This window comes from Pseudomonas sp. HMSC057H01, from assembly GCF_001836405.1.
Lineage (GTDB): Bacteria > Pseudomonadota > Gammaproteobacteria > Pseudomonadales > Pseudomonadaceae > Pseudomonas > Pseudomonas aeruginosa.
The window spans coordinates 155,709-178,420 of record NZ_KV828511.1; the positions used below are offsets into that span (position 1 = coordinate 155,709).

A 22,712-nucleotide genomic window follows, 5' to 3' on the forward strand; every position below is an offset into this window, starting at 1 on the left:
TCTCGATTTCCTATGCAGGTTGGCTTTTCCTGGATAGCCGCCATGGCGCGCGGGAAACCCTACCTGCGTCCGAGAATTATTTTCGAGTCGATTTGCGTTGGATCTCGACACTGCCGTCCTCCTGCCGCGACACGGCCACGGGAAGGATGCTCGGCAGCAGGTCGAGCAGCCGGTCGACGTTGTGCGCGGCGAAGACGCCGGTCAGCCGGAGGGAGGCCAGGCTGGGGTCGTCCAGGAGAATGGGCGCCTTGCGGTAATGGCGTAGCAGCGCGACGGCTTCGCCCAGGGGCGTGCGCTCGAAGACCAGGCGGTCGTCTTTCCAGGCCATCGCCGTGGCGGCATCGACCTTGGCCAGCGGCATCAGTTGCCCGCCAATGGCATCGACCTGCTGGCCCGGCAGGAGCACGACTGGCGCTTGCGCCGTAGCCGAGGTGCCGACCTCCACCCGGCCACGCTCCAGGGTCACGCGGACGTCGTCGTCCAGGCGGCGCACGTTGAACCGGGTGCCGAGCACGCGGACGTCGGTCGACCCCGCGGACACCACGAAGGGCCGATAGCGCGCCGGGGATACCTCGAAAAGCACCTGCCCCGCGCGCAACGCGACCCGGCGGCTGAGCGGGTGCCAACTGACCTCGATCTGGCTGCCGCTGTCGAGCAGGAGCTGGCTGCCGTCGGCCAGGGTCACGTCGCGCCGCTCACCGATGGCGGTGGCGAAGCGCTCGCGCTTGTAGGCCGGGTCCAGCCAGGTCAGGGCGCCGATGGCCAGCGCCAGCAATAGCGCGACGCCGGCCGCCTTGCTTGCCTTGCGCGATTTCGGCCGGGAGGGCGGCAGCGGGAACAGGTCCTTCAGCGCGTCGCGATGGCGCTCCAGGGCGTCGTCCAGCGGAACCTGCCCATTCCGTTTCGAGGGCTGGGTCATGGCCGTGCCTCGCCGCGGCCGAGCCGTTCCCGGCAGGCCGCCAGTCCGAGGCGCAGGTGCTTTTCCACGGTCTTGACGGAGATGCCGAGGCGGTCGGCGACTTGCGCCTGGGGAATTTCGTGGATCTTGTGCATGACGAAAACGGCCTGGCAGCGAGGAGGAAGCGTGGCGATGGCGTCGACCAGTGCCTGGAACTCGCGCTCGGCCTCATGGCGACCCATGGGCGTCGCCGCCATGCAGGCGACTTCCGGAAGCTCGGCGACGGCTTCTACCCAGGCGGTTCGACGACGGTCGCTACGATAGCGGCTCACGGCGGTGTCGTGGGAGATTTTCCGCAGCAGGGCCAGGGGCGTGTGCACGTCCTCCTTCTCGTCGCGTTCGAGCAACTGCACGCACACGTCGTGCACCACTTCGCGCGCCATGCCCCGGTCGCCGAAGCGCCGGCGAACATGGTCGACCAGTTCCTCGTAGTGACGAACCAATGTGGACAACAGCGTCGGCTTGGCGGGATCGAACGGCACGATGCACCCAGGAAAGGAGCCTGGCTCCGAAGAATGGGGGACGAGTGTAAATGAGAAACAGTCGCAGATGAAAGACCGGTCATCGTCAGGGATTGCCTGGGTTGGCGTGCGTAGCGGGCAGGTGGCTTTCGCCCGCCCGCGCAACTGCCGAGCCAGGGCGGAGAGGGATCCCCTTTTCGCCCCGCTACTCCCCCCCCCGGCCTTGCCGGGGGGCACCGCCTCCGTCGGTTATCGGTGTCTGCGTGCGTATTCCGCCTCGAACAGCGACAGGGCGTCGCTGAGCAACGACAGCAGGGAACCGGTGATGCGGCAGATGCTTTCGCCGGGCTCTTCGGTTTCGTCGAGCAGGTCGAGGACGCTCAGCGTTCCGATCGCCGACTCCAGCCGGCGGCGGGCGGTGTCGAACAGGTCTTCGCTGGCTGCGCTGCAGTCCAGGTAGAGGGTGGCGCAGCCGGGATGCTGGTTGCATTGCGAGGTGCGTCGCAGGGGGATGAAGGTGGAAGGGGACTGTGCGGTTATTGCGGGATTCGACGTATCATCGGCCTTAGCCATGGGTCAGCTCCTTTTAAGCTGGTCTCTGGTTAGCGGGTCGTAGGTGTTCCTGCACCTGCGGCCCGCGTCTTTTCTGCCCCCAAGAAAACAGATGGACTTGGCGACCCCTCCATCTTCCTCCTACTGGTTTTTTATCCAATTCCTGGGCGTCTGAGAGAGGCTGCGGAAAAGTCTGGGGGAGATGTCCGGCGTTTCCAGGGCATGTCATCCGCCGCTGTCACGGGTATGTGGCGGATAACCGCTAGGCGGTTATTCGCCCTACGGGGTCGGGCCTCAAGCGGGCAGCGCGGGGGCGTTTGCCTGCGCGTAGCGCGGTGGTGGGGCGAATGACGCCATGGGCGTTATCCGCCGCTGCCATGGGTAATCGGCACGACCCTGCTGACCCTTCCTGACCACTCCGTCAACCCGTAAACTACGCGGTTCCCCTGCCCAGACAAGGACTGCCGTGAACAGCCCCGCCCTGCCCCTTTCCCGTGGCTTGCGCATCCGCGCCGAACTCAAGGAACTGCTGACCCTCGCCGCGCCGATCATGATCGCGCAACTGGCGACCACCGCCATGGGCTTCGTCGATGCGGTGATGGCCGGGCGCGCCAGTCCGCACGACCTGGCAGCGGTGGCGCTGGGCAACTCGATCTGGATCCCGATGTTCCTGCTGATGACCGGCACCCTGCTCGCCACCACGGCCAAGGTCGCCCAGCGCTACGGCGCCGGCGACCAGCCCGGCACCGGGCCGCTGGTGCGCCAGGCGCTGTGGCTGGCGCTGCTGATCGGACCGCTGTCGGGGGCGGTGCTGTGGTGGTTGTCGGAGCCGATCCTCGGCTTGATGAAAGTGCGCCCGGAACTGATCGGGCCGAGCCTGCTGTACCTCAAGGGCATCGCCCTGGGCTTCCCGGCGGCGGCGCTGTACCACGTACTACGCTGCTACACCAACGGCCTGGGACGGACCCGGCCGAGCATGGTGCTGGGGATCGGCGGGCTGCTGCTGAACATCCCGATCAACTACGCGCTGATCTACGGCCACTTCGGCATGCCGAAGATGGGCGGCCCCGGCTGCGGCTGGGCCACCGGCTCGGTGATGTGGTTCATGTTCCTCGGCATGCTGTTCTGGGTGAACAAGGCCTCGATCTACCGCGCCAGCCAGTTGTTCTCGCGCTGGGAGTGGCCGGATCGCGCGACCATCGGCCCGCTGGTGGCGGTCGGCCTGCCGATCGGCATCGCGGTGTTCGCCGAGTCGAGCATCTTCTCGGTGATCGCCCTGCTGATCGGCGGGCTCGACGAGAACGTGGTGGCCGGCCACCAGATCGCCCTGAACTTCAGCGCGCTGGTGTTCATGATTCCCTATTCGCTGGGGATGGCGGTGACCGTGCGGGTCGGCCACAACCTCGGCGCCGGCCTGCCGCGCGACGCGCGCTTCGCCGCCGGCGTGGGGATGGCCGCGGCGCTGGGCTACGCCTGCGTCTCGGCGAGCCTGATGCTGTTGCTGCGCGAGCAGATCGCCGCGATGTATTCGCCGGACCCGGCGGTGATCGCCATCGCCGCCTCGCTGATCGTGTTCTCCGCGCTGTTCCAGTTCTCCGACGCCCTGCAGGTCACCGCCGCCGGGGCCCTGCGCGGCTACCAGGACACCCGGGTGACGATGATCATGACCCTGTTCGCCTACTGGGGCATCGGCCTGCCGGTGGGCTACAGCCTCGGCCTCACCGACTGGTTCCAGGAACCCACCGGACCGCGCGGCCTGTGGCAAGGCCTGGTGGTGGGCCTGACCGGCGCGGCGATCATGCTCTGCATCCGCCTGGCGCGCAGCGCGCGGCGCTTCATCCGCCAGCACGAGCGCCTGCAGCGGGAGGACGCGGCGGCCGCCTCAGTCCTTGGCCGGTAGCGCCGGGGCGGCGCCACGCGACTTGACGCTGAGGGTAGTGCCGACCGAGGCGAGGATGATCGCGCCGATGGCCAGCCATTGGGTCGGGCTCAGCCGCTCGCCGAGGAACAGCAGCCCGGAGAGCGCGCCGAAGGCCGGCTCGATGCTCATCAGGGTGCCGAAGGTGCGCGCCGGCAGGCGGGTCAGCGCGACCATTTCCAGGGTGTAGGGCAAGGCCGTGGAGAGCACCGCGACGCCCAGCGCCAACGGGATCAGCGCCGGGTCGAGGAGGTCGGCGCCGGCGTGGGCGACGCCGATCGGCACAACCAGGATCGCCGCCACCAGCACCCCCAGCGCGGCGCCCTGGGCGCCATGGTCGGCGCCGGCGCGCTGGCCGAAGAGGATGTACAGCGCCCAGCACACGCCGGCGCCGAGGGCATAGGCAGCACCGACCAGGTCGAGCGGCTCGGCGCTGTTGCCCAGCGGCAGCAACAGCCAGATGCCGAACACCGCCAGGCCGATCCAGAGGAAGTCCAGCAGGCGCCGCGAGGAGAGGATCGCCACCAGCAGCGGCCCGGTGAACTCCAGGGCCACCGCGATGCCCAGCGGCACGGTGCGCACCGAGAGATAGAACAGCAGGTTCATGCCGCCCAGGGCGATGCCGTAGACCACCACCGAGCGCAGCGATTGCAGGCTCAGGCGCTTGCGCCAGGGACGCAGGAGCAGCAGCAGGATCAGCGCGGCGAAGAACAGCCGCAGGGCCGTGGTGCCCTGGGCGCCGACCAGGGGGAACATGCTTTTCGCCAGGGAGGCGCCGCTCTGGATCGAGGCCATGGCGATCAATAGCAGGCCGACCGGCAACAGCGTTCCGGCGAGGCCGCGGGAGGTGGAGGTCATGGAAGAGGTCCGGCAGTGGGAAGCAGCCCGATGGACTGCGGGAAACGGGATGTGCACTATAATGCGCAAAACCGCGACAGTGAGCAATATATTGCCCAGCCCTACCGAACGCCCCAGCGTCCTCGAACATGTCTCCGGCAACGTCCGCCGCCTGCGCCTGCAAGCCGGCCTCAGCCAGGAAGCGCTGGCCCGCGCGGCCAGTGTCAGCCGGCGGATGCTGGTGGGCATCGAGAGCGGCGACGTCAATGTCAGCCTGTCGACCCTCGACCGTATCGCCGCCGCCCTCGGCGTGCTGTTCCCCGACCTGGTCCAGGCCCCGGCCACCGACCGCTCGCGGATCAATGCGGTGGCCTGGGTCGGCCACCACCCCGAGAGCCGCGCCACCCTCCTCGCCAGCGCACCGGCGCGGCGCGAGGTGGAACTCTGGGCCTGGTCGCTGGGACCGGGCGAGCGCTACGTATCGGAACCCGACGCCGCCGGCTGGCGGGAGATGGTTCTGGTCATCGAAGGTCGCCTGCGCCTGGAACTGGCCGACGGCGAACGGCGCATCGAGGCCGGCGACTTCCATGCCTTCGCCAGCGACCAGCCGTACGCCTACGTCAACGATGGGGACGAGGTGGTGCGTTTCACCCGCAACGTGGTGAGCTAGGCTCTAGCCTCGAGCCAGCCTTCCAGAGGAGACCGCGATGAGCACACGCGTACGCCCCTTCCTGATGTTCCAGGGGGTCCAGGCCGAGGCGGCCATGAACTTCTACCTGTCGCTGTTCGACGACGCCGAGATCCTCCAGATCCAGCGCTACGGCGCCGAGGGGCCGGGCCCGGAGGGCTCGGTGCTGAAGGCGCTGTTCCGCCTCGGCGACCAGAGCGTGCATTGCATCGACAGCCATGTGCGGCACGCCTTCGATTTCACCCCGGCGTTCTCCTTCTTCGTCGACTGCGAGAGCAACGCGCAGATCGAGCGCCTGGCCGAAGCCCTGGGCGACGGCGGCAAGGCCCTGATGCCGCTCGGCGACTACGGCTTCAGCCAGCGTTTCGCCTGGCTGGCCGACCGCTTCGGGGTGTCCTGGCAGCTCAACCTGGCCTGAGCCCGGCAGTTGCCGTCAGGCTTCCTGGAGGACTTCCTGGCACACATCGACCCACTGCGCATCCACCAGCTCGGCCATCCGTTGCGGGGCGATGCGGACCGCGCTGTGCACCGCCCCGGCGGCCGGCAGCACTTCGTCGAAGGCTTGCAGCGAGACGTCGCAGTACACCGCCAGCGGCGTCGCCAGGCCGAACGGGCAGACTCCGCCGACCGGGTGCCCGGTCAGCTCGACCACGTCCTCGGCGCCGAGCATCTTCGCCTTGCCGCCGAAGGCGGCCTTGATCTTGCGGTTGTCCAGCCGCGCGTCGCCGCGCGCCACTACCAGTACGGTGCGCTCGCCGACCCGCAGCGACAGGGTCTTGGCGATCCGCCCCGGCTCCACGCCATGGGCCTCGGCGGCCAGGGCGACGGTGGCGGTGCTGGTTTCCAGCTCGATGATGCGCAGGTCCGGGGCTTTCTCGGCGAAGAACCGCCGGACGGATTCGAGGCTCATGGGGTGGGCTCCTTGGCGAAAACCCACGAACTTATGCAAGCGCGCCGAGGCTGTCCAGCGCCGCGCGCTCAGGCGAAGCGCACGCAGTAGATCGGCGGCAGGTTGGCGGAGAGCTGCTGCCAGTCCTCCCCGCCGTTCTCGCTAAGCCACAGGCCGCCGGTGGTCGAGCCCATGGCCAGGCGCTCGCCGCTGGGGTCGATGTCCAGGCCGTGGCGGTAGACCAGGTCGTAGGCCGGGCCATCGGGCAGGCCGCGCTCGAGGGTCTCGAAGCTGCGGCCGCCGTCGCGGGTGCGGGTGACCACGAAACGGGCGTCCCTGGGAATGCGGCATTCGTCCTTGGTCGCCGGGACGAACCAGGCCGTGTCCGGCTGCCGCGGATGCACGGCGACGGCGAAGCCGAAGCTGGACGGCTCGGCGACCACGCCCTGCCAATGCAGGCCGCCGTCGCGGGAACGGAAGATGCCGTTGTGGTGCTGCACCCAGAGGAACTCCGGGCGCGCCTGGCACTGCACCAGGCGGTGCGGGTCCTGGATCGCCGCCTCCTCGCTCTGCTCCGGCGGCATGTAGTCGGCGCGCATGCCTTTGGTGGTGCAGGTCCAGCTGCGGCCGTCGTCGTGGCTCTGCCAGACGCCGCCGCAGGACACCGCGACAGTGAGGTGGCGACTGTCGCGTGGGTCGACGCAGATGGAGTGGATGCCGGGATGGTCGTAGCCGCCGCCGAACCACTGGGCGCGCTCGGGTCGTTCCCAGAGTTCGCGGTTGAGGCGCCAGCTGGCGCCACGGTCGTCGGAGCGGAACAGGCCGCCGGGGATGGTCCCGGCCCACAGCGTGCCGGGCCGGTCGGCGCCGCCTGGCTCGAGGATCCACAACTGCTGTAGCGACCAGGGTGGCTCCGCCGCCTGGCCTTCCAGCGGTTCGGCCGCTGGCGGCTGCGGCGGATAGACCGGCACCGCGCATTCCATCCAGTCCGTCGCGCCGGCGTCGCGACGCCACAGCTTGACGCCGAAATGGCCGAGGTTCAGCGCCGCGTAGAGCGCGCCGTCGCGCGGGTCGGCGAGGAGCATGCTCAACGGCTCGCCGAGGAAGTGGCTGGCCATCGGCAGCCACTGGCCCGCCGCGTTGCGCCGCAGCTCGAACAGGCCCTTGCGGGTGCCGACATAGAGTCGCTCGCTCACCGGATGTCCTCCTCTGTCATGGTCAACCGCCGCTCAGCGCCTGCACCACGTAGATCTCGCTATCGTCTTGGAGCGGATCGCCCAATCCCCGGCGATCGCGGACCTGCACGCCATCGACGAACAGCGCCACATGCCGGCGCAGGCTGCCCTGGTCGTCGAGCAGGTAGCCGCGCAAGCGCGGCTCGCGGGCGAAGGCCGCCTGCAAGGCGGCGGCGACGGTGGCGGCGCCGACATCCAGCGCGGGCATGGCGACATGCCGCTGGATGGCCGGGGCGAAGACGATACGGGGCATGCCGAGGCTCGCGGAAATGGTTCTGCTGGAACAGTGTAGAAGCCCTGCAGGCCACGGCTGGCGCGGCCCGCCCAGCGGTCGGCACACTCCGCAGCGACGCTCGTCGCCCATCCCGGCCGCTCGGCGCGGGCCTCCTATACTGCCCCGGCCAGCGAAAAAACCGCCGTCGCCTGTCGATCCGCCGGCCCGCCGTTCGACCAGTTCGGGAGGCGGGCCAGAACGGGCCGTCATTGCGCAGAACAACAAGGAGAACGCAGATGAGATTCATGGTGATCGTCAAGGCCACCCAGGCTTCCGAAGCCGGCGAGATGCCCAGCGAGGAACTGCTCGCGGCGATGGGCCGCTACAACGAGGAACTGGTCAAGGCCGGGGTGATGCTCGCCGGCGAAGGGCTACAGCCCAGCGCCAAGGGCGCCCGGGTGCGTTTCTCCGGCAACGCGCGGACGGTGATCGACGGCCCCTTCGCCGAGACCCGCGAGCTGATCGCCGGTTTCTGGATGTTCCAGGTGGCCTCCCTGGAAGAGGCCATCGAGTGGGTCAAGCGATGCCCGAACCCATTCGACGGCGAATCCGAGATCGAGATCCGCCAGGTCTTCGAGGCCGAGGACTTCGGCGAGGAGTTCACCCCGGAACTGCGCGAGCGCGAGGAGCGCCTGCGCGCCGAGCTGGAAAAACGCAACTGAACCGCCCCGCACTCCGCCAAGAACGAGGAAAGCGCCATGCAAATCGTCCCCTACCTGATCTTCAACGGTAATTGCCGGGAGGCCTTCAGCTGCTACCACCAGCACCTGGGCGGCACCCTGGAGGCCATGCTGCCGTTCGGCGACAGCCCCGAGTGCGGCGACATCCCGGCCGACTGGAAAGACAAGATCATGCACGCACGGCTGGTGGTCGGCAGCTTCGCCCTGATGGCCTCGGACAATCACCCGGCCTATCCCTACGAAGGCATCAAGGGCTGTTCCATCAGCCTCAACGTCGACAGCAAGGCCGAGGCCGAGCGCCTGTTCAACGCCCTCGCCGAGGGCGGCTCGGTCCAGATGCCGCTGGGCCCGACCTTCTGGGCGGCGAGCTTCGGCATGTTCACCGACCGCTTCGGCGTGGCCTGGATGGTCAACTGCGAGCAGGACCGGTAGCGTCCGCTACGCGGGCCCGCCGCCAGGTGTGAATCGGCGGCGGGCCCGCGTTCCGCTGTGCGCGAGTCGCGATCGATAGACGCACTGCCGCGATAATTTAAGTTGCATTTTAAAACCAAAATTCCTAGCCTCCGCATAGTTTCATATTGAAACCTTACGGAGCGCTTCGCATGCCATCCTCGCCATCCTCCCTCCCCTCCGCGCTGGTGCTGCTGTTCGCCGTCGCCTGCGGTCTCAGCGTGGCCAACGTCTATTACGCCCAGCCGCTGCTGGACGTCCTCGGTGCCGAGTTCGCCATCAGCCAGGCCGGGGTCGGCCTGCTGTTCGGCGCGACCCAAGCCGGTTGCGCCCTGGCGCTGCTGCTGGTGGTGCCGCTGGGCGACCTGCTGGAGCGGCGCCGGCTGATGTTCGTCCAGCTCCTGCTGCTGGTGCTGTCGCTGCTGCTGGTGGGCTTCGCCGGCGATACCCTCGGCCTGGCGCTGGGGCTGCTCGGACTGGGCCTGCTCGGCACCGCCATGACCCAGGGACTGCTGGCCTACGCCGCGGCGCTGGCGGCGCCTGGCGAGCGCGGGCGGGTGGTCGGCGCGGCGCAGGGCGGCGTGGTGATCGGCCTGCTGCTGGCGCGCAGCCTGGCCGGGCTGCTCGCCGACCTCGGCGGCTGGCGCAGCGTCTATCTGGTCTCGGCAGCGAGCATGGGCGGGCTTGGCCTGCTGCTCTGGCGGGTACTGCCGGCGGAGCCGAGCAACGAACTGGGGCTGTCCTACCGGCAGCTGCTCGGCTCGATGTTCGGCCTGCTGGCGAGCCAGCGCGTGCTGCAGGTGCGCGGCCTGCTCGGGCTGTTGATGTTCGCCGCCTTCGGGGTGTTCTGGAGCAGCCTGGTATTGCTGCTCGGCGCGCCGCCGTATTCGCTGTCGCACAGCGCCATCGGCGCCTTCGGCCTGGTCGGCGCGCTCGGCGCGCTGGGCGCGGCGCGGGCCGGCAGCCTCGCCGATCGCGGCCACGCCCAGGCGCTCAGCGGCGGCGCCCTGCTGCTGTTGCTGCTGTCCTGGCTGCCGCTCGCCCTCGGCGCGCATTCGCTGGCGGCGCTGATTCTCGGCGTGCTGCTGCTCGATCTCGCCGGCCAGGCGATCCATGTGCTCAACCAGAGCCTGGTCTTCGCCATCGACCCGCGCGCCCACAGCCGCCTGGTGGGTTGCTACATGCTGTTCTACGCCGCCGGCAGCGGCCTCGGCGCCAGCGCCGGCACCGCCATGTACGCCTGGGCCGGCTGGGACGCGGTGAGCCTGCTCGGCGCAGCGATCAGCCTGGCGGCCCTGGCGTTCTGGTGGTTCACCCGCGGCGTTGGCGGCGAAGCGCGGACGGCCTGCGCCAACGGCGCCTGAGCCGGCCTCAATCGAGTTCGCGCAGGCGCTGCTCGATGAAGCGCCGCTCCGGCTCCTGGCGCGCCAGGGCCAGCGCCGCGCGGTAGGCCTCGCGGGCCTCGCGGCGGCGACCGAGACGGCGGCAGAAGTCGGCGCGCGCCGAGTGCACCAGGTGGTAATCGGCCAGTTCACCCCGCGCCAGCAACGCATCGACCGCGGCCAGCCCGACCTCGACGCCATCGCACATGGCCAAGGCCACGGCGCGGTTGAGTTCGATCACCGGCGATGGCGCCAGGCGCAGTAGCGCGTCGTAGAGGGCGACGATCCGTGCCCAGTCGGTGTCCTCGGCGCGCGGCGCCTGGGCGTGCACCGCGACGATGGCCGCCTGCAGGGTGTAGGCCCCGAAACGGCGGCTGGCCAGGGCCCGCTCGACCAGGCCGAGCCCCTCGACGATCAGTCCACGATCCCACAGCGCGCGGTCCTGCTCGTCGAGCCGCACCAGTTCGCCGCTGGCCGAGGTCCGCGCCTGGCGCCGCGAGTCGTGCAGCAACATCAGGGCGAGCAGGCCGAGGGCCTCGGGGTCGGGCAGCAGTTCGACCAGCAGGCGGCCGACGCGGATCGCCTCGCCGCTGAGATCGGCGCGGGTCAGGCTGGTGCCGGTGGAGGCCGAGTAGCCCTCGTTGAACACCAGGTAGATCACTTGCAGGACGTTGCCCAGCCGCTCGGGGAGTTCCTCCAGGGTCGGTACCTGGTAGGGAATCCGGGCCTCGCGGATCTTGTTCTTGGCCCGCACGATGCGTTGGGCGATGGCGCTGGGCGCGGCGAGGAAGGCGCGGGCGATCTCCTCGGTGCGCAGGTCGCAGACCTCGCGCAGGGTCAGCGCCACCTGTGCCTCGGGGGTCAGCGCCGGGTGGCAGCAGGTGAAGATCAGGCGTAGCCGGTCGTCTTCCACCGCATCGCCCTCCTCCGCCGGCGCCTCGGCCTGCTCTTCCAGTTGCTCGGCGAGCAGCCGCTGCGAGGCGTCGAAGCGCGCTCGCCGGCGCAGGTTGTCGATGGCCTTGAAGCGCCCGGCGGAAACCAGCCAGGCGCGCGGGTTACGCGGGATACCGTCGCGCGGCCACTGCTCGACGGCGGCGATGAAGGCGTCGTGCAAGGCTTCCTCGGCCAGCTCGAAATCGCCGAGCAGGCGGATCAGGGTCGCCAGCACGCGCCGCGACTCCTCGCGGTACAGCGCCTCGATGCGGCTGCGCAACGGCTCGCCGTGCTCCCTCAATGGCTGGCCTGCGCGTGGCAGCAGGCGCTTTTCGGCGCCTCGTCGTAGCGGTCGTGGTGACGCAGCCAGTCCATGATCGCGTCCTCGTTGCGCCCCTTGGGCGTCAGGTCGAGGAAGGTGTAGGTGGTGAGCAGGATGTCGAGGCCGCGCGCATAGGCCGAATAGGTGTGGAACACCTCGCCCGCCGGATTGCGCAGGAACACGCTGGCACCCGGCATTTCCTCGCCGGCGTCGGGGGTCGGCTGGTAGTTGTAGTCGACGCTGCCGGCGGCCAGTTGCGCCTTGTCGAAGGACACCCCGAAGTCACGGTTGAAATCGCTGCCGTACGAGGAGTACCAGTCGAAACGCCAGCCCATGCGCCGGCGGAACGCCTGGAACTCCTCCAGGGGCGCGCGCGATACCGCCACCAGGCTGACGTCGTGGTGCGCCAGGTGCCGGTTGGCGCCGTCGATGTGGTCGGCGAGGAACGAACAGCCGACGCAGCCTTCGCTCCAGCCCGGCGCGAACATGAAGTGGTAGACGATTAGCTGGCTATTGCCGCCGAACAACTCGGCCAGCGAACGCTCGCCGCGCTCGCCCTGGAAGCGGTAGTCCTTGTCCACCCTGACCCAGGGCAGTTCGCGTCGTTCGGCGGCGACCTGGTCGCGCAGGCGGGTGAGTTGCTTTTCCCGCGCCAGCAGACGGCGACGGGCGTCCAGCCATTGTTCCCGGTTGCTCACCGGGTGGTCCTGCAAAGAAGGATTCATTGCCGATTCTCCACGGAAATTCTCGGTTTTCCAGCCTGCCCGGGGTCGTTCCGCCAGCGGCGCCGGCGCCCGGTCGCCAGGGCGAAGCCGGCCAGCGAAGCGCCGCCGGCGCACAGCAGGGACAGGGATGCGATGCAAAGGGGGCACATGCTTCACCTCCGGCGCCGGGCGCCCTCACTCCCATTCCTTGACCGGTCGCACTTCGACGCAGCCGAGCCGTCCCGGCGGAATCTTCGCGGCGATCTGCAGGGCCTGGTTGAGGTCGCGCGCCTCGATCAGGTAGAAACCGCCGAGTTGCTCCTTGGTCTCGGCGAACGGCCCGTCGGTCATCGCCAGCCGCCCGCCCTGGTGGCGCAGGGTGGTGGCGGTCTGCACCGACTGCAGGGCGTGCGAGGCGATGTAGTGGCCGGCCTTGCCCAACTGGTCGGAGTAGGTCATGCACTCGTCGACGATGGCGGCAAGCTCCTCGGCCGGCACGGCGGCCAGCTTCGCTTCGTCGAAATAGATCAGGCAGAGGTATTTCATGGCGGTGGGCTCCTGGTGCGGATCGACGATCCGTTCGTTCGGTAGTCGCCCGGCGAGGGCGCCTTTCGACAGCGGCGGGGAAAAAAGCCCGCGGCGCGGACGAACGGTCGGCGCTCGCCGTGGAACGCCGCCGACCGCAGCACAAGCCTAGACCCGCCCGGCCACCGGGCGCGAGCCGTCGGTCAGGGCTGGCGCGGTGCGTAGGGATTCAGGCGGGGATCGCGCAGCGGGCTTTCCCGGGTCGGCCCGGGATCGTCCTGGCGCAGGCGGAGACTGCCGTTGCCGATCTTCAAGCCGTCCTTGGTCGTCGCCTCCCCGTCGGCGCTGGCCGCGTCGCTGCCCGGCAGGTCCGGCTCGGCGGCCTCCGGTTGCGGCTGTGGCGCGCCGCCCATGGGCAACGGCGCGACCGGCGGCGCGGCGGGCAAGGCTGCCGGCAGCTCGTCCGGCAGGGGCGCGGCGAGGGTCGGTTGGCCCAGGCCGGCGAGCACCATGGCCAGGAGCAGGAAAAGCACACGCGACATGACAAAGCCTCGATAGGCCTCGGGACTTCCACCATAGCCGCGCAACGGCCCCGGCGAGCGAAGTACGGACCAGCGGCATCGCGCATTGGAAAAAGGGAATTCCTGGAATTGTTCGATAGGACCCTGGCCACCTCCGTCAGCTGTCAATCGACTTTTCGAACAACGCGCCCGCCCCCTATTAGAACAGCGCAAAAAAACTCGATCAAAAGTACAGCCTGGGCATGAGGTCGCGGATATAACCTGAAATCGAATTGCGCTCCGGCGTAGTTGCTCCGGTAACACTTCGCAGACGCAGGAGTCGAACGCCACCGAAAAGAAGATAGCACTTGCCAGAGAAACTTCCGCAGGACCCAACGAACATCCCGGCACGCACTCGCCTCGCCATCTTTCTTCCATTCAAAGACCCGCCCACATGTAAATGAGTGGAGTAGCCAATGACGCTATTGGATATCGAAAAGCTGCTGGACATGACTCACCACATGTCGGTGCACATTCCCATCGAACTGATCATTTCCTGGGAGCAGAGCGAAGAGGCCTGGAGTGTGAAAGACAACTGTCTCAACTTCGTCTATGTCAATCGTCGCTATACCGAACTGATCACCCCGCGGTTCGGCCAGAAGAACTCCCTGCTATCCCCCTTCAGTGCCAGCATCGAAGAGCACGACAAGCTGGTCATCCAGACCGGCAAGCGCATCGAGGCCCTGGCGCTGCTCAGGCCGGACGATCATCCGGCGCCCTGCTGCCTGTATTTCGAACGCATGCCGCTGTATGACCGGCGCGGCAACCGCACCGGGGTGATCGCCCATGCCAAGACCCTGACCTCGGTCGCCCCGCGCGGCTTCATCGCCACCGACGGCATCGGTACCTTCACCTTCACGCCCCCCTCGGAGTTGTTCACCTCGCGCGAATGGGACGTGATCTACCTGCTGCTTTCCGGTCTCTCGGAAAAAGAAATAGCCGAACAGATCAGCCGCTCCCTGAGTACCGTCAAGTTTCACAAGAGCAACATCTTCCAGAAGGTCGGTTGCAGTTGCATCGGCGCCTTCAAGGCACTCGCCCGGCAAAAGAAGTGGAACTTCTATATCCCGCCGACCTTCGCCAGCGCCAAGTACATCATCAATCACTAGTCGCGCCTCGCGAGAGCCTTCGGCGTGCCGGGCGACGCTTTTGCCGGCAAAACCGAGCGGTTCGAATGGACAAGGACAACAGCATGTCTCGAAACAATCCTTCGCGTCATTCAATACTCGTCACTTCCAACATAAACGCGGCCAATGATGCGAATCGTCTTTCCGAGCTTTGTCGACAACTGGAAATACGCGGCTATCGGCTCTTCCAGGCGCCAAGCCGCAAGGTCGCCCTGGATTTTCTCGGCAACGCCGCGCACCCCGCCGGCATCCTCCTGCTCGTCGCGGAGCCGACAGGCGAGAACGAGGCCGCACAATTGTCGGCCCTCGATGAACTCCGCCAGGTCGCGCCGTCCATCCCGCTGTTCCTGTTGTTTCGTCAACTGCGCATCGAGCAGTTGTCCAGCCAGCTACTGGACGAGGTCCAGGGATGCTTCAACCTGGCCGCCGGCCCCGCACGCTTCATCGCCGAGCGCATCGACAGCGACCTGCGCGAATGGCGCGCCCCGGCGGGCCCCAGGCGGCTGCGCGACTATGCCCCGCCGGTCCCGCGCACGCCGGTGAGCGCCCGCTACAACGGCCGCGCACGCCTCGATCTGGCGCCGGCCAAGCAGTGGCGGATCGGCTCGGGGAGCACCGCGGAGCGCCTGGCGACGCCGCTGAACGACCTCTCCACGGCCTACCGCAAGACGTCCGCAGGAGCCCCGGCGGCGCACGCCGGCGACATCGCCGAGGCCTTTCGCCGGGCGCTCTGGGAAGCCGCCGCGCGGCTCGCCAGGGAGGATGGCGATACGTGGTTCTTCGAGATACTGCGGGGCAACCCGGGGCCTGGCATCGAGGCCGGCCGGGAGACGCCGGCGAAGCGCTGGCACGGGCTCGCCGAGACACTCGACAGCAGTCCTCGGCTGGACCCGCTGCGCGTCGCCCTGAGCGCCCCCGGCCTCGATTCGCGCGGTCGCCCGGCCAGCTTCGGAGTACCCGCCGCGGTGGTCTGCCGCTACCTGCGCCGGCACGGCATCGCCCCGTTGCGCACCGGCGACTATCGCTTCCTGCTGCTGTTTCCCCAGGGCGCCAGGGCGGAACACGCGCAGCCGCTGGTGGACAGGCTGTGCGAATTCAAACGCCGGCACGACGACGATGCGCCGCTGAAGCAGGTGTTGCCGGAGTTGCTCGACAGCTCGCCGCTGTACCGCTACATCGGCCTGCGCGAACTCTGCGCGATGATCCACGAAGCCAGCCTGCGGCTGCACCTGACCGCCCTCGCCGACGCCGCCGCCAGGGCTGCCGGCCACGCCGCGCTGGCGCCGGCCACGGTCTATGGGCACCTGGTCAGGGACGAAACCGAAGCGGTGGCGATCGACAGGCTCGGCGGCCGTGTGGTCGCCAGCCTGGTCGGCGTCCATCCGGCGGCCACACCGCTGCTATTGCCCGGCGAACGGGTGGCCGAGGAATCGCCGGCACTGATCGACTACCTGCTGGCCTTGCAGGCCTTCGGCGAGCACTTTCCCGGTTTCGCTCCCGAGTTGCAGGGCATCGAGATCGATGAGCGCGGCCGCTACCGGGTCCGTTGCGTCAGGCCGGCCGCCCTCGCCCGCGGCTCCGGCCTGCGCCTGGCCACGCGCCGGCCGGACTGAGGCGCGCCGTTCAGCGCAGCGCCTTGCTCAACTGGCCACGGTGCTTGAGTTCCAGGCGCTGGACGAAGGCCTGGAGGATGCGCCGGTAGAGTTCGTCGCCGAGCTGGCCGTCCTCGATGCCGGCATCGATATTCGGGTTGTCGTTGACCTCGATGACCAGCACCTTGTCGCCGGCCTGCTTCAGGTCCACCCCGTAGAGGCCGTCGCCGATCCGCCCGGCGGCCTCCAGGGCCAGCTCCAGCACCGCCGGCGGCACCTGCTCCAGCGGCACGGCGCGGCACTCGCCGTTGACGTCCTGGCCGTCGGCCTTGTGGTTGTAGATCTGCCAGTGGCCGCGCGACATGAAGTACTGGCAGGCGTACAGCGGTTGGCGGTCGAGCACGCCGATGCGCCAGTCGTACTCGGTGTAGAAGAACTCCTGGGCCAGCAACAGGACCGAGCGCTCGAACAGCTCGCTCGCCGCCGCCAGCAGTTCGCTGTCGTCGTTGACCTTGACCACGCCACGGGAGAAGCAGCCATCGGGAATCTTCAGCACCAGCGGGAAGCCCAGGCGCCGGGCCACCCGCTGCCAGTCCTGCGGGCGTTCCTTGTAGAGGATCTCGGTGAGCGGCATGCCCAGTTGCCGGCAACCGAGCAGGTCGGCCAGGTAGACCTTGTTGGTGCAGCGCAGGATCGATGCCGGGTCGTCCATCACCACCAGGCCTTCGCGCTCGGCCTTCTCGGCGAAGCGATAGGTATGGTGGTCGACCCGGGTGGTCTCGCGGATCAGCAGGGCGTCGAACTCGGCCAGGCGCGCGTAGTCCTTGCGTCCGATCAGTTCGACGTCGATGCCGAGGCTGGCGCCGACCCGTACGAAGTTGGCCAGCGCCTGCGGGTTGGACGGCGGCAGCGCTTCGTCGGGATCGTGCAGGATCGCCATGTCGTAGCGTGCCACCCGCCGCGAACGCGGCATGCGCCAGGCGCGCCGGCTGAAACCGTCGAGGGCATCGGCGAAGACATCCTCCTGGTCGCTGCGCAAGCGGTTCAGCACGCCAGGGCGCACGCCCTCGATATGCCAGCCCTGCTGGCGACGGAACTCCACCAACAGGATCGGGCAGGGAAAGGCTTCGAACAACTGGCGAGCGAGGTCGGCCAGTGGCTCGAACTCGGTATGGCCGAAATACAGGGTCAGGGTGAAGCCGTCGGTGGCGCCATAGGGCGTACGGCACAGCGCCTTGTCCAGGGCCTTGTCGAGGCCGCCCAGGGCCAGCCCGTAGACCGACTTGCGAGCCAGTTCGCTGATGCAGCGCAGCGACGGGATCACCCGGTGGCCGCGGGCCTCGGCCAGCAGCGAACAGTAGTAGCCGAGGCCGAGGTACTTGTAGCCGCGGCACAGGTTGATCACCTGCACGCGGCGGCCGCCGTGGTCGCGCGCCGATTGCTCGAGGTATTCCTGGGCGGTGAGTACTTCCTCGCTGGGCAGGTAGGAGGCCCAGTCCTCGCGTCGCTCGACGACGATCATCAGGCGGCTGCCGAGGTCGGCGAGAGCCGGCGGTCGGGGTTGCTCGACGGGGGTCATGCGGAGCGACCCGTCGAGGGTGGCTAACGAGGCTGCTGACATGAGTGGCGGTATCCTCTGAATGACGGTACCTGCCGTTCTAGACCTGCCGGCGCCTCCTGTCGCGCCTCGTTACGCAAGCTTTACGAGCGCCGCCGCCAGACGCCGGCGCGGCAACCGGCCAGGGCCGCCGGGTACCGCGCCGCGAGTGCCGAGGAGCATTTTTACGCTGGCGTTGCGCGCTCGTCAGGCCAGGCTGTCGAGCACCCCGCCGTCGACCCGCAGGGCCGCGCCGGTGGTCGCCGAGGCCTGGGTCGAGCAGGTGTAGACCACCAGGTTGGCGACTTCCTCGGGCGTCGCCAGGCGCTGGATGATCGAACTGGAACGGTGCTGCCGGACAAAGTCGGTGCCGGCCTCTTCTATGCTCTGCCCGGCCTTCTGCGCATCCTCGCGAAGCATCTCGGCGACGCCTTCGGTGAGGGTCGGTCCGGGCAGCACCGCATTCACCGTCACCCCGGTGCCGGCCAGGCGCTTGGCCAGGCCGCGCGACACCGAGAGGTTGGCGGTCTTGCTGAAGCCGTAGTGGATCATGTCCGCCGGGATGTTCAACGCCGATTCCGAAGACAGGAACACCACTCGCCCCCAACCACGCTCGACCATTCCCGGGACGTAGGCGCGGGCCAGGCGCACCCCGGACATCACGTTGACCTCGAAGAAGCGGCTCCACTCGGCGTCCTCGATGTCGAAGAAGTCCTTCAGCTCGAAGATGCCCAGGTTGTTGACCAGGATGTCCGCCTTCGGCTCGGCCGCGACGAAAGCCGCGCAGCCTTCCGCCGTGCCCAGGTCGCCGGCGACGCCGCGTACCTTGGCATCCGGCTGGCCGTTCCGGATCGCCGCGATCGCACGGTCCACCGCCGCCTGGCTGCGTCCGTTGACCACCACGGTGGCGCCGGCGGCGGCGAGGCCGCTGGCGATGGCGAAGCCGATGCCGGCGGTGGAACCGCTGACGATTGCCAGTTTGTCGCTCAGATCGATCTGCATGGGAGTCTCCTGTCGAGTGACGAACCGCTCAGGAACGCGGCTCGGGGAACAGACGACAGCCTAGACCAGCCAGCGTTCCGTGCCCGCCCTAGGCCTCAGAGACGCAGGCCGAGGTTGATCATCGCCGCCGAATTGCCGAGCAGCACCAGCTCGCTGCCCAGCGGGCCTAAGCGTACGCCCACCGAGGGGATGATCGCCGGCGCGACGCCGAAGCGGTTCAGCGGGATCTTGTCGCGGTATTCGCCGCGATAGCCCTGCAACAGGCCGCCGGTGAGCTTCAGGTAGACCGGGTGGCTGTCACTGTCGAAACGCTTGCCCAGGTAGGCGTAGTTGGAGCGCTGGCTGAACGAGTTGCGGAAGGTCGCGCCGCCGGCCAGCACGCCATCGGCGCGGTTGTATTCGAGGCCGAGCAGGTCCTGGTGGTTGTTGTGTTCCGGGTCCGGGTTGAAATGCCGGGTGTAGACGCTGGTCTGCAGGTACCAGAAGTCGCCGTCGTCGGCAGCCCAGGCAGGTGCGGCGAGCACGGCCAGCAGGCTCAGGATGAGATAGCGCATGGGGACTCCAGGCGGCCGTCGCCAGGTAAGGAAGGCAAGACGTGACGGCTTGCGCCTCGCAGCGTGAATTCTGCTGAACCCGGCCTGAATCGGGCCTGAACGAAGCCTGAACAATTTCTGAACGAACCGTCAGAAAAACCCGGAATGGCTCAAGAACGGACCTCGGCGAAACGTTCGGAAAACCGAACGCCATGCCCCGAAAATATTCGGAAGAGCGGACGAAAGGCCATTTCGGGGCATTTTCATCCAAATTTAATTTCTTTTACTTTCAAATATTTAGGCTAATAAAAGCCGGATTTCATAAGCTGGCATGCATCCTGCCACTACACTGTTCGGCAAGCACGATACTCTCGTGGCTTCCCCCGCCGGGGAAAACCGCGAAACACCCTGTCCCGGAGAGGCCAGGCGCTCGCGGCTCAATAAAAATCAAAACAAGTCGAGGAAGAAATTCATGCGTATCGCTCCCAGTCTGCTGAGCACCGCCATCGTGGCCGCTCTGTTGTCCGCTCCGGTCGTCGCTGACGAGCTCACCGGCACGCTGAAGAAGATCAAGGACACCGGCACCATCACCCTCGGTCACCGTGACGCTTCGATTCCCTTCTCCTACCTCGGCACCGAGCCGGGCAAGCCGATCGGCTACTCCCACGACCTGCAACTGAAAGTGGTCGAGGCGGTGAAGAAGGAACTCAACCTCCCCGACCTGAAGGTCCGCTATAACCTGGTCACCTCGCAGACCCGCATCCCGCTGGTGCAGAACGGCACCGTGGACATCGAGTGCGGCTCTACCACCAACAACGAAGAGCGCCAGAAGCAGGTCGACTTCTCCGTCGGCATCTTCGAGGTCGGCACCCGCCTGCTGTCGAAGAAGACCGCCAACATCAAGGACTTCGACGACCTCAAGGGCAAGAACGTGGTGACCACCGCCGGCACCACCTCCGAGCGCCTGCTCAAGGCCATGAACGCGGACAAGAAGATGGGCATGAACATCATCTCCGCCAAGGACCACGGCGAGTCCTTCATGATGCTCGAGTCCGGCCGCGCGGTGGCCTTCATGATGGACGACGCGCTGCTCTACGGCGAAATGGCCAAGGCCAAGAAGCCGGACGACTGGGTCGTCGGCGGCACCCCGCAGTCCTTCGAGATCTACGGCTGCATGGTGCGCAAGGGCGACGCGGCGTTCAAGAAAGTGGTCGACAAGGCCATCACCGATACCTACGCCTCCGGCGAGGTCAACAAGATCTACGACAAGTGGTTCACCCAGCCGATCCCGCCGAAGGGCCTGAACCTCAACTTCCCCATGAGCGAAGAGCTGAAGAAGCTGATCGCCAGCCCGACCGACAAGGCCGCCGAGCAGATGTAACGAGCGCCAGGCGTTCCTCCCGGAGCGCCAGCGCTTCGCGCGTCGCCCCCGCCTCGCGGCGGGGCCTCGGGGACGCGGGAGGGGCCTGCCCCTCCCCAGCCGTCTCCCCCGGAAGAGCAGCGCCGCCGGCCCGTACGGCCGCGCCGGCGCCTGCCTTCCCCGCCAGTGTCTGCAACCGATTGAACCGAGGGGAAACCCCAACATGAATTACAACTGGGACTGGGGCGTGTTCTTCAAGTCCACCGGGATCGGCAGCGAAACCTACCTCGACTGGTACATCGCCGGTCTGGGCTGGACCATCGCCATCGCCCTGGTCGGCTGGATCATCGCCCTGGCGCTGGGCTCGCTGCTCGGCGTCATGCGCACCGTGCCGAACCGCCTGGTATCGGGGATCGCCACCGCCTACGTGGAAATCTTCCGCAACGTGCCGCTGCTGGTGCAGCTGTTCATCTGGTACTTCCTGGTACCCGACCTGCTGCCCGAGGGCCTGCAGACCTGGTTCAAGCAGGACCTCAACCCGACCACCTCGGCCTACCTCAGCGTGGTCGTCTGCCTCGGCCTGTTCACCGCCGCGCGGGTCTGCGAGCAGGTGCGCACCGGCATCCAGGCGCTGCCCTACGGGCAGACCTCGGCGGCCCGTGCGATGGGCTTCCGCCTGCCGCAGATCTACCGCCACGTGCTGCTGCCGCAGGCCTTCCGGATCATCATCCCGCCGCTGACCTCGGAGTTCCTCAACATCTTCAAGAACTCCTCGGTGGCGTCGCTGATCGGCCTGATGGAGCTGCTGGCGCAGACCAAGCAGACCGCCGAGTTCTCCGCCAACCTGTTCGAGGCCTTCACCCTGGCCACGCTGATCTACTTCACGCTGAACATGAGCCTGATGCTGATCATGCGCCTGGTGGAGAGAAAGGTCGCCGTACCGGGCCTGATCTCCGTAGGAGGTAAATGATGGACTTCAGTGGAATCGTTCCCGCCCTGCCGAGCCTCTGGGAAGGCATGCTGATGACCCTCAAGCTGATGGTCCTCGGCGTCCTCGGCGGCGTCGCGCTGGGTACCGTGCTGGCGCTGATGCGGTTGTCGCACAGCAAGTTGCTGTCGAACATCGCCGGCTTCTACGTCAACTACTTCCGCTCGATCCCGCTGCTGCTGGTGATCACCTGGTTCTACTTCGCGGTGCCCTTCATCCTGCGCTGGATCACCGGCGAGGACACCCCGGTGGGGGCGTTCACCTCCTGCCTGGTGGCCTTCATGATGTTCGAGGCGGCCTACTACTGCGAGATCGTCCGCGCCGGCATCCAGGCCATCCCGAAAGGCCAGATGGGCGCCGCCCAGGCACTGGGCATGACCTACGGGCAGACCATGCGCCTGGTGATCCTGCCGCAGGCGTTCCGCAAGATGACCCCGCTGCTGCTGCAACAGAGCATCATCCTGTTCCAGGACACCTCGCTGGTCTATACCGTCGGCCTGATGGACTTCCTCAATTCGGCCCGTTCGCGCGGCGACATCATCGGCCAGGCCAACGAGTTCCTGATTTTCGCCGGCCTGGTCTACTTCGTCGTAAGCTTCACCGCCTCGTTCGCCGTCAAACGTCTGCAGAAAAGGTTAACCGTATGATTTCCATCAAGAATGTCAGCAAGTGGTATGGCGACTTCCAGGTCCTGACCGACTGCTCCACCGAGGTTGCGAAAGGCGAAGTGGTGGTGGTCTGCGGGCCGTCCGGCTCGGGCAAGTCGACCCTGATCAAGTGCGTCAACGCACTGGAACCCTTCCAGAAGGGCGACATCGTCGTCGACGGCACCTCCATCGCCGATCCGAAGACCAACCTGCCCAAGCTGCGCTCGCGGGTCGGCATGGTGTTCCAGCATTTCGAGCTGTTCCCCCACCTGAGCATCACCGAGAACCTGACCATCGCGCAGATCAAGGTGCTCGGCCGCAGCAAGGAAGAAGCCACCAAGAAGGGCCTGGCCCTGCTCGAGCGCGTCGGTCTCAAGGAGCACGCGCACAAGCACCCCGGCCAGCTCTCCGGCGGCCAGCAGCAGCGCGTGGCGATCGCCCGCGCGCTGGCGATGGACCCGGTGGTGATGCTGTTCGACGAGCCGACCTCGGCGCTCG

The 22,712-nt window shown here is 67.6% G+C and carries 26 protein-coding genes; 12 read left to right on the plus strand and 14 right to left on the minus strand.

Features of this window, described 5'->3' with window-relative positions:
* Positions 1-76 precede the first annotated feature (76 nt).
* The 3 genes from HMPREF2581_RS23540 to HMPREF2581_RS23550 form a co-directional block, all read right to left on the minus strand.
* Positions 77-919: a FecR family protein gene (locus tag HMPREF2581_RS23540; protein ID WP_003140338.1), complete on the minus strand. Its 843-nt coding sequence runs from the start codon at positions 917-919 to the stop codon at positions 77-79.
* The gene (locus HMPREF2581_RS23545) at positions 916-1,440 is read right to left on the minus strand and encodes an RNA polymerase sigma factor (protein ID WP_003109590.1); all 525 of its coding nucleotides are present in this window, start codon (positions 1,438-1,440) and stop codon (positions 916-918) included. The genes HMPREF2581_RS23540 and HMPREF2581_RS23545 overlap by 4 nt, the downstream gene beginning before the upstream one ends.
* A gap of 228 nt (positions 1,441-1,668) precedes the next feature.
* Positions 1,669-1,992, minus strand: coding sequence for a hypothetical protein (locus HMPREF2581_RS23550; RefSeq protein WP_048272296.1), 324 nt, complete (start codon positions 1,990-1,992; stop codon positions 1,669-1,671).
* 445 nt (positions 1,993-2,437) lie between these two features.
* Between HMPREF2581_RS23550 and pmpM the strand changes: the two genes are divergently transcribed.
* Positions 2,438-3,871, plus strand: a complete 1,434-nt coding sequence (gene pmpM / locus HMPREF2581_RS23555; RefSeq protein ID WP_003140343.1) for a proton-coupled multidrug efflux MATE transporter PmpM — start codon at positions 2,438-2,440, stop codon at positions 3,869-3,871.
* Here the strand turns inward: pmpM and rhtA are convergent.
* Positions 3,854-4,747, minus strand: a complete 894-nt coding sequence (gene rhtA / locus HMPREF2581_RS23560) for a threonine/homoserine exporter RhtA (RefSeq protein WP_003086919.1) — start codon at positions 4,745-4,747, stop codon at positions 3,854-3,856. The two genes, pmpM and rhtA, sit on opposite strands and share 18 nt — an antisense overlap.
* On the opposite strand from rhtA, the gene HMPREF2581_RS23565 reads away from it, so the two are divergent.
* The gene (locus HMPREF2581_RS23565; protein WP_003133347.1) at positions 4,746-5,396 is read left to right on the plus strand and encodes a helix-turn-helix domain-containing protein; all 651 of its coding nucleotides are present in this window, start codon (positions 4,746-4,748) and stop codon (positions 5,394-5,396) included. The genes rhtA and HMPREF2581_RS23565 overlap by 2 nt on opposite strands.
* A gap of 37 nt (positions 5,397-5,433) precedes the next feature.
* The gene (locus HMPREF2581_RS23570; protein WP_003140346.1) at positions 5,434-5,832 is read left to right on the plus strand and encodes a VOC family protein; all 399 of its coding nucleotides are present in this window, start codon (positions 5,434-5,436) and stop codon (positions 5,830-5,832) included.
* Between the two features lie 15 nt (positions 5,833-5,847).
* Here HMPREF2581_RS23570 and HMPREF2581_RS23575 read toward each other — a convergent pair whose 3' ends face one another.
* From HMPREF2581_RS23575 to HMPREF2581_RS23585, 3 genes are all read right to left on the minus strand, one after another.
* Positions 5,848-6,324 (minus strand): YbaK/EbsC family protein, encoded by a 477-nt coding sequence (locus HMPREF2581_RS23575; RefSeq protein ID WP_003086914.1) that lies wholly within the window; start codon positions 6,322-6,324, stop codon positions 5,848-5,850.
* Positions 6,325-6,392: 68 nt separating this feature from the next.
* Complete coding sequence (locus tag HMPREF2581_RS23580) at positions 6,393-7,499, minus strand: WD40/YVTN/BNR-like repeat-containing protein (protein WP_003109596.1); 1,107 nt, start codon at positions 7,497-7,499, stop codon at positions 6,393-6,395.
* Between the two features lie 22 nt (positions 7,500-7,521).
* Positions 7,522-7,791, minus strand: a complete 270-nt coding sequence (locus HMPREF2581_RS23585) for a MoaD/ThiS family protein (protein ID WP_003086912.1) — start codon at positions 7,789-7,791, stop codon at positions 7,522-7,524.
* A 257-nt stretch (positions 7,792-8,048) separates the two neighbouring features.
* Between HMPREF2581_RS23585 and HMPREF2581_RS23590 the strand changes: the two genes are divergently transcribed.
* From HMPREF2581_RS23590 to HMPREF2581_RS23600, 3 genes are all read left to right on the plus strand, one after another.
* On the plus strand, positions 8,049-8,474 hold the full coding sequence (locus HMPREF2581_RS23590; protein WP_003086910.1) for a YciI family protein: 426 nt from the start codon (positions 8,049-8,051) through the stop codon (positions 8,472-8,474).
* A 36-nt stretch (positions 8,475-8,510) separates the two neighbouring features.
* Positions 8,511-8,924, plus strand: a complete 414-nt coding sequence (locus HMPREF2581_RS23595) for a VOC family protein (protein ID WP_003082839.1) — start codon at positions 8,511-8,513, stop codon at positions 8,922-8,924.
* 170 nt (positions 8,925-9,094) lie between these two features.
* Complete coding sequence (locus HMPREF2581_RS23600) at positions 9,095-10,306, plus strand: MFS transporter (protein WP_003140359.1); 1,212 nt, start codon at positions 9,095-9,097, stop codon at positions 10,304-10,306.
* A gap of 7 nt (positions 10,307-10,313) precedes the next feature.
* On the opposite strand, the gene HMPREF2581_RS23605 is transcribed toward HMPREF2581_RS23600, so the two are convergent.
* The 4 genes from HMPREF2581_RS23605 to HMPREF2581_RS33360 all read right to left on the minus strand — a co-directional run bounded on the left by HMPREF2581_RS23605 (position 10,314) and on the right by HMPREF2581_RS33360 (position 13,350).
* Positions 10,314-11,537 (minus strand): RNA polymerase sigma factor, encoded by a 1,224-nt coding sequence (locus HMPREF2581_RS23605; protein WP_003140360.1) that lies wholly within the window; start codon positions 11,535-11,537, stop codon positions 10,314-10,316.
* Positions 11,538-11,554: 17 nt separating this feature from the next.
* Positions 11,555-12,304 carry a DUF899 domain-containing protein gene (locus HMPREF2581_RS23610; protein ID WP_003086907.1) on the minus strand — a complete coding sequence of 250 codons (750 nt, stop codon included), beginning with the start codon at positions 12,302-12,304 and terminating at the stop codon, positions 11,555-11,557.
* Positions 12,305-12,478: 174 nt separating this feature from the next.
* Positions 12,479-12,829 carry a YciI family protein gene (locus HMPREF2581_RS23615; RefSeq protein ID WP_003082795.1) on the minus strand — a complete coding sequence of 117 codons (351 nt, stop codon included), beginning with the start codon at positions 12,827-12,829 and terminating at the stop codon, positions 12,479-12,481.
* Positions 12,830-13,011: 182 nt separating this feature from the next.
* Positions 13,012-13,350, minus strand: coding sequence for a hypothetical protein (locus HMPREF2581_RS33360; RefSeq protein ID WP_016254138.1), 339 nt, complete (start codon positions 13,348-13,350; stop codon positions 13,012-13,014).
* 434 nt (positions 13,351-13,784) lie between these two features.
* On the opposite strand from HMPREF2581_RS33360, the gene HMPREF2581_RS23625 reads away from it, so the two are divergent.
* Together HMPREF2581_RS23625 and HMPREF2581_RS23630 are read left to right on the plus strand one after the other, a co-directional pair.
* The gene (locus HMPREF2581_RS23625; protein ID WP_003082787.1) at positions 13,785-14,477 is read left to right on the plus strand and encodes a helix-turn-helix transcriptional regulator; all 693 of its coding nucleotides are present in this window, start codon (positions 13,785-13,787) and stop codon (positions 14,475-14,477) included.
* Between the two features lie 65 nt (positions 14,478-14,542).
* Positions 14,543-16,108: an aminotransferase class I/II-fold pyridoxal phosphate-dependent enzyme gene (locus tag HMPREF2581_RS23630; protein ID WP_016254137.1), complete on the plus strand. Its 1,566-nt coding sequence runs from the start codon at positions 14,543-14,545 to the stop codon at positions 16,106-16,108.
* A 10-nt stretch (positions 16,109-16,118) separates the two neighbouring features.
* Here the strand turns inward: HMPREF2581_RS23630 and HMPREF2581_RS23635 are convergent, their stop codons facing one another.
* From HMPREF2581_RS23635 to pagP, 3 genes are all read right to left on the minus strand, one after another.
* Positions 16,119-17,708 (minus strand): RimK family alpha-L-glutamate ligase, encoded by a 1,590-nt coding sequence (locus tag HMPREF2581_RS23635; protein ID WP_003133393.1) that lies wholly within the window; start codon positions 17,706-17,708, stop codon positions 16,119-16,121.
* 183 nt (positions 17,709-17,891) lie between these two features.
* Positions 17,892-18,686 carry an SDR family NAD(P)-dependent oxidoreductase gene (locus HMPREF2581_RS23640; RefSeq protein WP_003109243.1) on the minus strand — a complete coding sequence of 265 codons (795 nt, stop codon included), beginning with the start codon at positions 18,684-18,686 and terminating at the stop codon, positions 17,892-17,894.
* A 95-nt stretch (positions 18,687-18,781) separates the two neighbouring features.
* Positions 18,782-19,240, minus strand: coding sequence for a palmitoyltransferase PagP (pagP, locus tag HMPREF2581_RS23645; RefSeq protein ID WP_003140365.1), 459 nt, complete (start codon positions 19,238-19,240; stop codon positions 18,782-18,784).
* Positions 19,241-19,691: 451 nt separating this feature from the next.
* Here pagP and HMPREF2581_RS23650 point away from each other — a divergent pair, with 451 nt between their 5' ends.
* The 4 genes from HMPREF2581_RS23650 to HMPREF2581_RS23665 all read left to right on the plus strand — a co-directional run.
* Positions 19,692-20,600: a glutamate/aspartate ABC transporter substrate-binding protein gene (locus HMPREF2581_RS23650; RefSeq protein ID WP_003140367.1), complete on the plus strand. Its 909-nt coding sequence runs from the start codon at positions 19,692-19,694 to the stop codon at positions 20,598-20,600.
* A gap of 202 nt (positions 20,601-20,802) precedes the next feature.
* Positions 20,803-21,549 (plus strand): amino acid ABC transporter permease, encoded by a 747-nt coding sequence (locus tag HMPREF2581_RS23655; protein WP_003082767.1) that lies wholly within the window; start codon positions 20,803-20,805, stop codon positions 21,547-21,549.
* Positions 21,546-22,214 carry an amino acid ABC transporter permease gene (locus tag HMPREF2581_RS23660; RefSeq protein ID WP_003082765.1) on the plus strand — a complete coding sequence of 223 codons (669 nt, stop codon included), beginning with the start codon at positions 21,546-21,548 and terminating at the stop codon, positions 22,212-22,214. The genes HMPREF2581_RS23655 and HMPREF2581_RS23660 overlap by 4 nt, the downstream gene beginning before the upstream one ends.
* The coding region (locus HMPREF2581_RS23665; RefSeq protein ID WP_049265535.1) for an amino acid ABC transporter ATP-binding protein at positions 22,211-22,712 on the plus strand (502 nt) is incomplete at its 3' end. The genes HMPREF2581_RS23660 and HMPREF2581_RS23665, both read left to right, overlap by 4 nt.